The organism is Geobacter pickeringii (assembly GCF_000817955.1).
Lineage (GTDB): Bacteria > Desulfobacterota > Desulfuromonadia > Geobacterales > Geobacteraceae > Geobacter > Geobacter pickeringii.
This window is the reverse complement of the sequence record NZ_CP009788.1, coordinates 672,300-684,689: the sequence shown is the minus strand read 5'-3', so window position 1 is coordinate 684,689 and position 12,390 is coordinate 672,300. Positions and strand designations below refer to the sequence as shown.

9 protein-coding genes are annotated in these 12,390 nt (G+C 62.3%); all 9 read right to left on the bottom strand.

The genetic code is table 11. The annotated features are described in order from the left end of the window. Positions 1-84: 84 nt before the first annotated feature. Positions 85-864, bottom strand: coding sequence for a carboxypeptidase-like regulatory domain-containing protein (locus GPICK_RS03090; protein ID WP_236685630.1), 780 nt, complete (start codon positions 862-864; stop codon positions 85-87). 61 nt (positions 865-925) lie between these two features. After that, positions 926-1,606 (bottom strand): glycosyltransferase family 2 protein, encoded by a 681-nt coding sequence (locus GPICK_RS03085; protein WP_039740425.1) that lies wholly within the window; start codon positions 1,604-1,606, stop codon positions 926-928. 78 nt (positions 1,607-1,684) lie between these two features. Beyond that, the gene (locus GPICK_RS03080; RefSeq protein WP_039740423.1) at positions 1,685-3,526 is read right to left on the bottom strand and encodes a tetratricopeptide repeat protein; all 1,842 of its coding nucleotides are present in this window, start codon (positions 3,524-3,526) and stop codon (positions 1,685-1,687) included. Then, entirely contained in the window at positions 3,523-4,656 is a 1,134-nt protein-coding gene (locus GPICK_RS03075) for a radical SAM protein (RefSeq protein WP_039740420.1), read from the bottom strand. The genes GPICK_RS03080 and GPICK_RS03075 overlap by 4 nt, the downstream gene beginning before the upstream one ends. Beyond that, positions 4,656-5,708 (bottom strand): radical SAM protein, encoded by a 1,053-nt coding sequence (locus tag GPICK_RS03070; protein ID WP_039740417.1) that lies wholly within the window; start codon positions 5,706-5,708, stop codon positions 4,656-4,658. The genes GPICK_RS03075 and GPICK_RS03070 overlap by 1 nt, the downstream gene beginning before the upstream one ends. After that, positions 5,708-6,928, bottom strand: coding sequence for a glycosyltransferase family 9 protein (locus GPICK_RS03065; protein ID WP_039740415.1), 1,221 nt, complete (start codon positions 6,926-6,928; stop codon positions 5,708-5,710). The genes GPICK_RS03070 and GPICK_RS03065 overlap by 1 nt, the downstream gene beginning before the upstream one ends. A gap of 47 nt (positions 6,929-6,975) precedes the next feature. After that, positions 6,976-8,604: a tetratricopeptide repeat protein gene (locus GPICK_RS03060; protein ID WP_236685629.1), complete on the bottom strand. Its 1,629-nt coding sequence runs from the start codon at positions 8,602-8,604 to the stop codon at positions 6,976-6,978. Positions 8,605-8,636: 32 nt separating this feature from the next. Next, positions 8,637-11,150 carry a spermidine synthase gene (locus tag GPICK_RS03055; protein WP_236685628.1) on the bottom strand — a complete coding sequence of 838 codons (2,514 nt, stop codon included), beginning with the start codon at positions 11,148-11,150 and terminating at the stop codon, positions 8,637-8,639. Between the two features lies 1 nt (position 11,151). After that, on the bottom strand, positions 11,152-12,186 hold the full coding sequence (locus tag GPICK_RS03050) for an ankyrin repeat domain-containing protein (protein WP_039740410.1): 1,035 nt from the start codon (positions 12,184-12,186) through the stop codon (positions 11,152-11,154). Between the last annotated feature and the right edge of the window lie 204 nt (positions 12,187-12,390).

Here is a 12,390-nt window from a genome sequence, read left to right as displayed (position 1 = left end):
CGACCGCAACAGATCGTAACGCCGAGAAACCCGTCAAGCGCCCCGTCGTGCATGGTCATTGCCCCTGGGGACAATGCGGCGGCATCACGGTGACCCGCGTTGCTGCTTGAATCTGGTGACCTGAATATCGATCCCTCTGCTCATTTTCCCATTTTCGACGGCGACGGGGCCAGGTGCTCCCCGCGGGCCGTACGTCCCCATGAATTCGCCCTCTTGCGGTTTGCCGCCGCCATAATGGGTGCGCGCCTTCAGGAAATAGGCTCCCTTCCTGGTCAGGAGCAGCACATACTTCCCATCCGCACCGGTCTCGTCGGAGGCATACCGCGGCATCCCCTGCATTCCCGCGAATTCGTAGGCAAAAACGCGCACTCCGGCAACCGGTTTACCCTGCTCATCCACGATAGCACCTTCTATTCCGGTCATACCCTCCTGGACAACCGTCTTCTCTCTCCGGTACGGATAAACCTCTGCAATGGTCCCGATATTCGTGGTCTTGCCGGACTTGACCGTGTAGAGCCTCGGCTCTCCGTTTTTCATCCGGGCATAGTATTGGGGCTCTCCCTCCACAGGAGGCCCGGCGCTGGTCTGATCCCCCCGCCTGCGCATGACCAGATAGTATCGGCCGGCAGGGACCTCCGCCGAAAATTTCCCATCGTTATCGATGGCAGTGCCTGCATCCGGAAGACGAAGGTACTTCTTGCTGGCAGGCGCGGGGCCTTTGGCAGCATCAAAGAGAAGCACCTGCCCTCCCGTCATGGGACCGTACTGGTTGGTAATCCACTTGCCGGTGATGATGCCAGTCCCCTCCCCGGCAAAGCCGAACGGTACCGACCCCAAAAACACCATTAGAAAGAAACCGATCACTGTTCTTTTCATCCAACTCACCCCGGTCTTGATCTGGAGAGTGCGTCACCCGACCATTCAGTTACGATGCACTGTATTTATAAATACATCTTACCGATGAAACAAAATCTCTCCAACCGATCTTCTTGCCTTCTGCATGCGTTCTGCCGCGATATGATATCCCGACCTCCCGTATGACCACCCCCAGTTTCGCCAGCTTTGCGGTGATCTCCGGTTCACAGCCGAACCGGTTCTCTTCTATGGTGATCCGCTCCAGGACATCCCTGCTGAAGACCTTGTAACAGGTTTCAACGTCAGTCAGCTCCAGCTTTGTCAGCGTGTTGGAAAGATATGTCAGTATCCTGTTCCCGGCCCTGTTCCAGAACGACATGCCGAGGCTGCGTTCCCCGGAGAGGAACCGGGAGCCATAGACCACATCGGCCTCGCCGTTCAGAATCGGCTGGATCAGCAGCGGGTACTGTCCCGGATCGTACTCAAGATCGGCATCCTGAATGAGAACCACGTCCCCCGTAACATGCCGGAAGCCGCTCCTCAAGGCAGCCCCCTTCCCCATGTTCCGGTCATGGAGGACCACGGTGGCCCCTCTGGCACCCAGTTCCCTTACGATTTCCCGGGTGCCGTCGGTGGAGCAGTCATCCACAAGAATTATCTCCTTGTCGATCGCCACCGCCGCCACCTGCCCGTAGATGGTACGAAGGGTGGCCCTCTCGTTGTAAACCGGCATCACCACCGACAGCTTCATGATTCGGAACCCGCCATGGATAGATAACAAGGCTCATCGCATCGCCATCCGGCACCACGTATCATCGTCACAAGCATCCTATCTTCCAGCATTGTTCCGCACCAGGCGGTCGAAGCGCGGATCGTCCCGCAGGGCCGACAGCCGCGGATCGTCGTGCATCCGTCCGAAGTCGTCGTACCCCCGCTGCACGGCCTTCTCCAGCCAGGCGAGGCCGGCATCGGCATTGCCCGACATCGCCTCGACGCTCGCCAGGGCATAGGCATTGGCGGCATCCCCCGGCGCCCGTACCTCCACCTGCACGAAGTATCCGCGGGCCTCTTCCAGGCGCCCCCGGGTCAGCGCCAGATTCCCCAGCAAGGACACCACCTGCCATGCCTCCGGTTGCAAAGAGTGTGCGCGCCGGTATGCCTTTTCAGCCTCCACGTAGTCGCCCCGTTTCATGTAATTGGTGCCGAGGCTGGCCCAGCCGGAGACGTAATCGGGCTTCAGCTCCAGGAGCCTCTTCAGCAACCGGCATCCCTGGTCAAGCTCCCCCGTGTTGGTAGCAATCTGGCCCAAGGCATGGAGGATCTCCGTATTGGACGGATTGAGCGCAAAGCCCCGCTCATAGGCATTTCTGGCCTCTGCGACCCTCCCCGCATCCAGCAAGGCTCCACCGAAAATCTGCCACGCCAGATCGCTCTTGGGTTCCTTGGCAACGGCATCGCTCCAGAGGGTCAGGGAATTCTTCCAGACGCCGGTCCGCTGAAAGGAGGCCACGGAAAGGGCCGCCAGCACCGGCAGTACAACCGCATAGAGCAGGAAACGGCGTTCCGGTGCCAGGCGCTCCTGCAGCAGTGCCGCGCCTGATCCGGCCAATGCGGCCGCGCCGATGACGGGGAGATAGAGATAGTGGTCGTACAGCAGCGAGATGACCGGCACGATCTGGGAAACCGGCAGGAGCCCGACCCAGAAGAAGAGGACCCAGAAGGCGAGCCGCCGGTCGACCCGGTACAGCCGGATCGAGGCCACGGCGATGCCGGCAAGGAGGAGGGCCGACAGAACCACCGTGGCATCAACCGCCTGCCGGATCGGGGGAGCATAGGCGGCACTCAGGCCGGCGGGCCAGACCAGCATTTCCAGATAGCGGCAGAACACGGGGAGCATGGTGTAGAGCGTCCCCAGGGGACTCCCGCCGTGGTAGACGGTGCGGCCACCTTCCGCCACCTCCGGCGACTGGGTATAGAGGGTCAGGGCTGAAAAAATGCCGGCCAGCAGCACGTAGGGAACCTTGTCCGCATACCGGGGCCGCCGGTCCCCATCGGCAAAGCAGTGGTCGTACAGCACTAGGATTACGGGAAGGACCACCGTGGTCGGCTTGGCCAGCAACGATAACAGGAACGCGCCGCAGGATGCCCCATAGCTCCATTGACCTCTCCCTGTCGGGGCCCGGCGATAGCGGCCGTACTGTTCCCAGGCGATCAGGAAGAAGAGCAGGGCCAGGAGGGATTTTCTCTGGGAGATCCAGACAACGGCCTCGACTTGGACCGGATGAACCAGGAAAATTGCCGATGCCACCAGTGCGACCAGACGCTGCCCGTACCAGCCGAGGAGCAACCGGTAGATCAGGAGCCCGTTCAGCAGGTGCAGCAGGATATTCGTCAGGATGAAGCCGCCCGGCCGGAGCCCCCAGAGTGAATAATCCAGCATGTACGAAACAATCTGCACCGGGGCGTAATACCCGCCGAAGTAGCCGGTGAACGCGCTGCGGATATGATCCCAGGAAAATCCGCGCACGGCGTCGTTATAGAGCACATACCAGTTGTCATCCCAGTTGGTCTGGAAATCATGGCCAAGGGCTCTCCCATACACGGCCAGGACCACCACCGCAAGGCAGACGAAATCCAGCGTCTGTTCCCGTTTCAGAGAAAAAAAATTCACCGCTCGCTCCCGCGTCGGAATCCCATCCGCGCTTTGTGGTCGAACAAGAGATTCAGTTCCAGATGACAGTTCAGATAACAGTTCCGGCATGCGGACGCGACATCGCGATGGGTCTGGTACTCATCGGAATGCCACAGATCCACAAGGCTTCCATGCCTGACGTTGCCGGCCGGCCTGCCCCAGCTCATCCGGGGGAAACAGGGGAAGACATCCCCATGGCAGTCCACCGACAGGGAATGGTACCCTGCCCGACAGCGCACCGGAGACGGGACCCCGGCGAACGATGACCGGAACAGCCGCAGGTGGGCGGGAGAATTTTCGACCATCCCCCGTTCCCGGCCCATTGCGAGCAGATAGTCCGCCAGCCGGTCGACCTTTTCCAGGAAGGACTCATGGGGCATCGTCGTTTTGTCACTTCCATCGCCGGTGAGCGGCTGGCACGGAATGAACTCGATGCAGTCGGCGCCGAGTTCACGGGAAAGTTCCGCCAGTTCCCCGGCTTCGTCGATGTTGGCTTCACCGAGGACCGCCACCATCTTGATGCGCAGCGGCACTCCCCGCTCCCGGCGCAGCCGGTGCAGGCGCCCCACCGCAGCCGTGGCCCGCTCGAAGGCGCCACCGCAGTTTCTGATCCGGTCGTGGGTCGCCGGAGAGGCCCCGTCCAGCGAGATATTGACCGATTCCACCCCGGCATCGACGATATGCCGCACCGCCGCGTCGTCGAGGAAATAACCGTTGGTGTTGAGATGGGTGATCATGCCGTTGTGCCGGGAGCAGGCCAGCAGTTCGTAGATGTCCGGGCGGAGCAGCGGCTCGCCGCCGGTAAAGCCGAGGCCCGGCGTTCCCAGGCGGGCAAACTCCCCGATGATCTCCTTGAAGCGTGCGGTGTCCAGCTCCTCGCCCCCGGTGCCGTCCGATTCCCGGCGCTTCGAGGGGATGTCGCACATGGTGCAGTCGCAGTTGCAACGGCGGGTGACCATGAGGCTTCCGTGAACCGGGCCGCACAGGGCTCGCCCGGCAAGCGGCGAGAGGTGCATCAGCAGGTACTGGCGCGCCCGCCGGGCAAGCCACCCCACCCCCTCCTGCTTCAGCTTCGCCAGCAGGAAATCGTGATAGACCTTCCTGATCATCACCCTTTGCCGCCTCCAGCAAACAGGTTCGCCATGATGGTCTGGTATGCCTCACAGGGGGTCCAGCATCCCGGACAGGCCCCATCCCGAACTGCCTGCCTGACCTCATGGCGCCGTGCGCTGCGCCAGAGCCGCCCCAGATCATACCCCCATTCCCTGAGGGAGCCGATCGGGGCGTCAAAGCCGGTGCAGGGATAGACAGTGCCGGCCGGATCGACGTAACAGGAGGCGGCAGCCGCCTCACAGGCAAGCGGTACCCTCCCTTTCTCCAGATACGGACGGACCAGGGATTGGTAGCGGCGCTCAAGAAACGAGACCGGATTCAACGCCTTTCCTTGGCGCGACGCACTGGTCCGGCCCAGAAGGCGGCAGGTCTCCTCCGGTGCCGGCAGCCCCGAAAAGGGGGCATTATCGTAATAGAGCCCGGAAACATGGGCCACATTGATGTGGAGCTCGTCATCCGCCACCTCCACCTCCCGCCTGACCGTCTGGAGCATCTCGTCGAACCCGTCCAGATTGGCTTCCTGCATGGTGTAGCCGAGAAACACCGAAAAGCGCCGGGACCGCAGTTCCCGCAAGCGGTGAAAGGTTGCCACCGCCCGCTCCCACGAACCATCCACCCCCCTGATCCGGTCATGGAGTTCAGGCGGGCCGTCGAGACTGACCGAGACCATCAGGCGCGGCACCGACATCCTGGCGAGAAACGCCCGCACCACCGCCACGATCCGGTCGCTGTCATGGCCGTTGGTGGGGAAGTTGAGCAGGCAGAGCTGCCGGCAGTGCCGGTCTATGGCATCGAGAATCCCGTCGATATCGTCGCGGAGGAAGATCTCGCCGCCGGTCAGGTTGATCCACGAGAACCGGTTCGAACTGGCCAGGAACCGGTCGATCTCGGAGAGGGAAAGCTCGTCCCCGGCTGGCCGGCGCCAGATGTTGCACATGGCGCAGCGGGCCTGGCAACGGCTGGTGACCCCCCAGGTCATCCGGTACGGATCAGGGAGGTCCCCCAGGTTGCTCCGCAGAACCCGGTATGCCAGCCGCGGGAAGCGCATCACCGCATACCTCCGGAGAGCCTTGCCAGCAGGAACGGCGCATCCGGCTCCAGGAAATTCCGCCGGATGGCAGCCGCCACATCTTCCACCCCGATGGCCCCCATACAGGCCCCCCGTCCCGCGGGGTGGCGGCAGACATGGAGTTTGGCGTTGAAGTTGGTGATGCAGGGGCTGCACTCCTCCGCCGGATAGACGGCCACTCCTCCCCTTCCCCACGGGCCATAGAGGCGTGGCGTGTTGGGGCCGTACAGCCCGACCACCGGGGTCCCGACCGCCGATGCCATGTGCACGGCCGCCGTGTCGGCCGAAACCACCAGGTCGGCAGCCGCGATGAGGGCGAGGTAGTCCCGGAATTCCAGCTTCCCCCCCAGATCGAAGGCGGACGACGGCCGGTGCAGATGCCTTGCCGCTTCACGGGTCAGAAAGGCCTCTTCCGCCGATCCAGTGAAGATGGTGCGGGCATTGTGCCCGGCATGGAGCGTATCGGCAAGGGAGGAAAACCGTTCGGGCAGCCAGCGGCGCTCACTGAAATTGCCGCTTGTGCCGGCATGCATGACGATGCAGAGCTCATCCGGCCCGATTCCGATTTCCGCGAGCAGTTCCTTGCCGCGTCCATACAGATTTTCGCTGCCGCTGATCCCGGCCGCCGGCAGTGGATCAGCCGGTGCGGCTCCGGCGGCTGCGGCGAGGGCATGGAAGGAGCGCGTGACATGGATCGTATTGTCGTACGGTACCTGCGCGGTGAAATTGAGGCTCCGATGCTGCCCCTCGGTCCGGAAACCGATGATTTCCGAGGCCCCGACCTGGCCGGCAACCAGCGCGGAAAACCGCGCGAACTGCTCGAAGTCGATGATGATGTCGTAGCGGTTCCTTCTCAACAGGGCGACGGCCCACCGCCACGACAACAGGAAGCGGAGCGGGCCGGCGGTGGTTATGGTGGCGACGCCGTCAAAGACGCCGCAGGCCCGGATGGCATCCCGGTTGCTGTCCAGCGAGAGGACATCGATGGCGGCTGCCGGGTGGGCCACGCGCAGCGCCTGAACCGACGGGAGCATCATGAAAAGGTTGCCGATCCCCCAGAACTTGATCAGCAGGATGCGCCTGACCGTGGCCGGCCGCTGCGGCTGCCGCTTCCCGAAGAGCCGCCCGGCAACAAAAATCCCGAAAAGTATCGGGATCCCCAGCCAGACATCGATGATGCGGATGAGCTTCCAGTTCATCCGATGCTACCGGCAGCCGGTTCTGGGGCGGGAACGCGTGCCATGGCTCAGTTCACCTCCCACGCAATGGGACCGGTTGCATCGCCGGCCTCACTGAAATCAGCCGCTGCCTCCTCCCCGCGCCCAAGGGCCATGAGCGCGGTCCCCCGATGGTAGAAATACTCGGGAACAGGCTTCAGATTGATGGCCGCGGTAAATTCGCGCACTGCATCCCCATAACGCCCGGCCCGGTTGAAGGCATCGCCCCGCAGGGCATGCAGGTTGAACACCCCCGGGAAACCGTCCCGCTCCCCGATGGCGATGGAGTCGGCCAGATCGGCAGCCGCCTCCAGGTAGCGCCCCTTCTGCTGCCGGTAGTCCGCCCGGAGATAGAATGCCCTGCCGATCGGCTCGACGGTGATCACCCGCGACCAGAGCGTCTCCGAATTCTTCCAGGCGCCGATCAGGTGAAACGAAACGGCGCCGCAGAGGATAATCGCCGCCACGGCCAACGCCACGACCAGTTGACGCGATCGGCCACGACAGCGGGAAACCATCCCCCCCAGCAGACCGGCGCCGCCAATGCTCAAGGCCACGCCGGGAAGATAGGTAAAGCGGTCCGCATAAGCCTGGGAGCCGTTCTGGAGAAACCCGAGGACCGGCAACAGAGGAAGGACGAAGAGCAGCCAGGCGGCCAGCAACCCCGGCCGGCGTTTCCAGCTAAAGAAGCAGAAGCAGGTCAGGGCAAGAATCAGGAGAGCGGCCAGATAATAGGATGCGGGGAAGACGCGGGGAAGCAGGTAGAGGTTCACCAACCCCACCGGGAAGACGGTCATGCGAAGATAGGCAAACAACGAACTGCCGGCAAGGATGATGCGCTTGTACAGCGGGAACACGTGGAACGAAACCAGGATCGACTCTCCGCTGGCAAGGGTTATGGTGGCGGCAACCACCGCCAGCGCCAGCGCGAAAAACGGCAGCTTTTCGGCGACCCTTTTCACGACATTTTCGCGCGACAAACGCCCCAGCGGATACCATTCCAGCACCAGCAGCATCGCCGGGATGACCACGCTGACCGGCTTGGCCATGAGCGAGAGCAGGAAAAGCGCCAGGGAAACCGCGTAGGCGGACCGGGCCCCCATGCGCCCATTGTCCTTGCGGTCAGCGTAGCAGAGGTACGAAAAAATCGAGCCGAGCGCGAAAACGCCGTTGAGCACATCCTTGCGCTCCGTCACCCAGGCCACCGACTCCACCCGCAGCGGATGAATCCCCCACAACAGCCCGGCCAGCAGCAGTACCGCCGGGTACAGGAAGCTCGTCCTCCCCCCGGACCATTCTCCCTGCCACCGCCGCAGCAGCCGGTCCGCGACCAGCACCACCAGGCCGGCGTTCAGGGCGTGCAGCAGAATATTGGTCAGGTGATACCCGTGCGGATCGAGCCCCCAGAAATAATAGTCGATGGCAAAGGAGGCCCAGGTGAGCGGCATCCACCACCCCAGGTAGGAGGTGGTGAATGCCTCCCGGATGAACTGCCAGTCAAGGATCCTGATGCCGGGGTTGTCGATCACGTAGTACGGATCGTCAAAATTGATGAAATCGCAGCCAAGGGCCCGCAGGTACACCGCCAGGCAGATGAGGGCGGCCCATGCCGCGGCAATGCCTGCCGCGTGCGTCGCGTATTGGTTCGGCTTATCCATAGGGAAAGGATTGCTTCTGCCAGGCGGCATATCTAGGGGCAAACTCCCGCGGGAATGTTTCCGGAATAGGCAAATCTCATCCAGTATTTTACGTTATTGTTCTCAGGACTTAAACAGTAAGCTTGGTTGAGATCTCTCATGTCACCGTAAAAACCGTACCTGGTCAGCAGCCACCCCGTCTTCTGCTCCTTTCGGATGTCGCTGCGCAGCCGTTCATCACCACCGGTGAGATACCGCGTGACATCGGCCTGGTAGAATGGAAGCTGCCGTTGCGGCGGGATTTTGGCCTGCATGGAGGACTTCTCGAAATAATGGCGCATATCCGTGTTCACGCGGGTCTCGGCTCCGATCATCCGGCCCATCATCTCTTCATCAAGCCAGAAGAAGCCTGCCACCTTCGCGACCGAATCGAGCTGGTATTCCCCGGCCCTGAACCAGGGAGCGAGCCGGTCCAGGCGCTTCTGGAGCTTATCGGCATCGAGCCTGAACGGTTCAGGTGTGGCGAGCATCAGCGCCTGGTTCGACCCGTAAACATACCAGAAGGTCGCATGGGGGAAGACGCTCCGGAAGGTATTCAGATAGATCGGGAAGAGCTCGCCCCGCATGATCTCCGACACGGAGACCCACTGGGCAAAGACGCCGCCCCGGGGGAGGCGCCGCTTCACATCGCGATAAAACTCCCGGGTGTACAGGATCCAGCTGTCGTAGGAGCAGGGGTGGGTCGAGTCGCTGATGATCAGGTCGTATTTTTTCCCGCTGGTCACCAGATAATTTCTGCCATCGTCATTGTGAAAGCGGAAGCGGGGCTCGTGGAAGACGTCGCCGTTGAATTCCTTGAACAGATTGTTGATCCCCTCCACATCGGGGTTCAGATCGACCACATCGAGGGAAGAGATCATATCGGACGCCAGGACCGACCCGGCGGTAATCCCCGAGCCGAAGGCGATGACAAGGGCGTTTTTGGGCCCTTCGGCCCCATGGACGGCAGCCGGAAGCATCCCCAGGAGCTTGAAGAGCTGGGCATGGTAGAAGCGGGTCGACGCCTCCTCGATGCCGTTCAGATACATATCCCGGAATTCCCCCTGCTTCGGATCTTTCTGGTCGAGCACCGTCACGTTGGCGGCGCGCCCTTCGTGAATGAGCCTGATCGTAACCTCGGGGGCCCCGGTCCACTCGGCGATCTTCAGCGCGTAGCGGTTCATGATGTTCGGCAGGGCATTCAGGGTGATGAGCGGCATGAGCGCCGGAACCAGCAACAGGGTCGCCCACCTGAAACCACGGGTCAGGGAGGGGACGAAGCAGGCAACGGCAATGGCGGCGCAGATGCCGAACAGGAGCCCGACCGATCCCTGCAGGCCGATCCTCGGCAGAAGCTGGTAATTGATGAGGCCGGCCCCCAGCATCCCGCCGACCGTATTGGCCGCGTACAGGAAGGAGGTCCCCCGGATCGCGACTTCGCGATCCTTCGCGTGAAGGGTCCGGATGGCGAAGGGGAGCAGCGAGCCGAGAAAAACCATCGGGATGACGATGATGCCGAGGGCCTGCAACGGGTAGCTGGCCGCCATGATCACATAGGGGGTCGCCGCCAGCAGGATGCCCGACAACAGGGCAATGGCCCCGAACAGGCGTACCCCGTTCCCGCCGATCCTGTTATTTGCGGCATGGGCGCCGTTGGCCAGCAGCGCCCCGGCGCCGGTCCCCAGCAGGAAACCGGTCAGGGCCAGCGCGAACGTGGACGCCAGATTGTTCAGAAAGAGGATCACCATCCGGGTGGCCAGCACCTCGTAGGCAAGGGCCACAAACCCGACCAGGAAGGATGAAACCGCCAGGAACCGGAACAGCCCCCCCTCCCCGGAAGCAGAACTGCCTTCGTCGGCCGCCTCCGGCTCCGGGGCGAGTTGGAAACAGGCCCGTGACGGAGACAGAACCGCGGCCACGGCCACGCAGATGACTGATACGCCGCCAAGTCCGGCAGCCAGCCAGAGCGTCGCCTGAACCCCCAGCTCGAAGAGCAGGTGATACCCCCCCACGAAACAGCCCACCGCCGCCCCCACGGTGTTCACGCCATAGAGGAGCGCATAGCTGTTTCCCGGATAGCGGGACCGCACCCCGGTCATGATGGCGGGGAACGTTGCCCCCATGAGGGTCGCCGGGATCAACAGGGCCACCACGGTGACGGCAAACCGCAGCAGGCTCAGCAGCGCCGGCTGCTCCCACTGCTCGGCCAGGGAGGAGAAGGCACCGGCAAGGAGGTCGAAAAGGATTGGCGAGAGGAGGATGTAGGCGGCAATGAGAACTTCAAGGATCGCATAGGGAAGCAGCGAGCACCGGCGCCGCGCCAGGAGCTTCCCGCCGGCATACCCCCCGAGGCCGAGCCCCCCCATGAAGACCACGACGATCATGGAGGTCGCGGCGAGGGAATTGCCCACCACCACGATGAGCATCCGGTTCCAGGTAACTTCCGCACAGAGGCTCGCCGCACCGGAGGAGAAATAGGCAAGCAGGCAGAGCAGGAGCTGAACTCCGGGCCGTAGGGGGTTCGTCACGTTATCGCCCCTTTTCCAGCAGTTCCACGATGGCGGCATGTCCCCTGGCCCGGGCTATATCCAGCGCATTCTTGCCGTTGTCCATTGCGGCCGAGACATCGGCCTTACGTTTCAGAAGCCCGCGCACCATCTCCAGATTCCCTTCGGCGGCAGCGATGTGCAGGGCCGTGAGTCCGTCGCGGTTCCTCACGTTCACATCAGCGCCGGCAGCCAGCAGCAGCCGCGCCACAGCCGTGTGCCCCCGCTCCAGGGCGAACATCAGGGCGGTATCCCCCCCGTTGTGGACGTAATCGAGCTTTGCCCGGGCGGCGATCAGGGCTTTAACCACCTCAGTATGCCCGTTCATGGAAGCCGCCATGAGCGGCGTGACATCCTCGAAGTTCCGGTTATTGACATACGCGCCTGACTTCAGCAGATACTTCACGATAGCGACATCGCCCTTGTTGGCAGCGATCCAGAGCGCGTTCACCGTCATGCTGTTCATGTAGTTGACCCAGGCCCCCGCGGTGACCAGCTGCTTCACGGAATCCAGACTTCCCGACACCACTGCCGACATGAGCGGCGTCCACTCGTCGATGTAGCCGCCGTCGCTTTTCTTGATGCTTTCCGTATAATTGACATCGGCCTTGGCCTTGACCAATCTTTTGACGGCTTTCGCGTCACCCCCCATGGCGGCATCGAACAGTTCGCCGTTGATGGAGCGTTTTGAGGAACTGCCGGCAACTTCATCCCCTTCGAGGGCAATGTCGTAAATGCCGTCCCTGATGGAATCCTTTTCGCGGCAGTTGCTGTACACCCCGTTGTAGGTCGTCAGCGCACCGTTTTGAATGATGGTCACCTTTTTCGTGCCGCCATAGACGCAGCGCATGACTTTACCGCTGTTCACGCGCAGGCCGTCATGCCCGCCGAGGTCCCTGACCATGTTCTCGATCAGCTTCCGGGTCTGTTCCTGGTCGTATTCGTAGGCCGGAGCGGCCAGGGGGGCGATCAGCACGATAATTATCGAACCAACCAGCAGCGCACATCTGTTCAGCATCGTTTCTCTCCGTGGGCGGGCATTTTCTCTGATGAGCATCAATTGCCCCCTGCAACATGAATACCGACCCCCTCAAACAACAAAAGGTGAGGCCATGAACAGGCCCCACCTTTCGTCTCCCCCCCCCTTGGATCACCGCCTCAGCAGGGATGAACATTCGCCGATCCGACGATCCTCGGCTTGACATAGCTGCGCTTTTTCATC

Excerpts from the sequence above, each read along its gene's own strand:
- GPICK_RS03085 (WP_039740425.1), bottom strand. The coding sequence starts at position 1,606 with ATGAAGCTGTCGGTGGTGATGCCGGTTTACAACGAGAGGGCCACCCTT.
- GPICK_RS03075 (WP_039740420.1), bottom strand. The coding sequence starts at position 4,656 with ATGATCAGGAAGGTCTATCACGATTTCCTGCTGGCGAAGCTGAAGCAG.
- GPICK_RS03070 (WP_039740417.1), bottom strand. The coding sequence starts at position 5,708 with ATGCGCTTCCCGCGGCTGGCATACCGGGTTCTGCGGAGCAACCTGGGG.
- GPICK_RS03065 (WP_039740415.1), bottom strand. The coding sequence starts at position 6,928 with ATGAACTGGAAGCTCATCCGCATCATCGATGTCTGGCTGGGGATCCCG.
- GPICK_RS03060 (WP_236685629.1), bottom strand. The coding sequence starts at position 8,604 with ATGGATAAGCCGAACCAATACGCGACGCACGCGGCAGGCATTGCCGCG.
- GPICK_RS03050 (WP_039740410.1), bottom strand. The coding sequence starts at position 12,186 with ATGCTGAACAGATGTGCGCTGCTGGTTGGTTCGATAATTATCGTGCTG.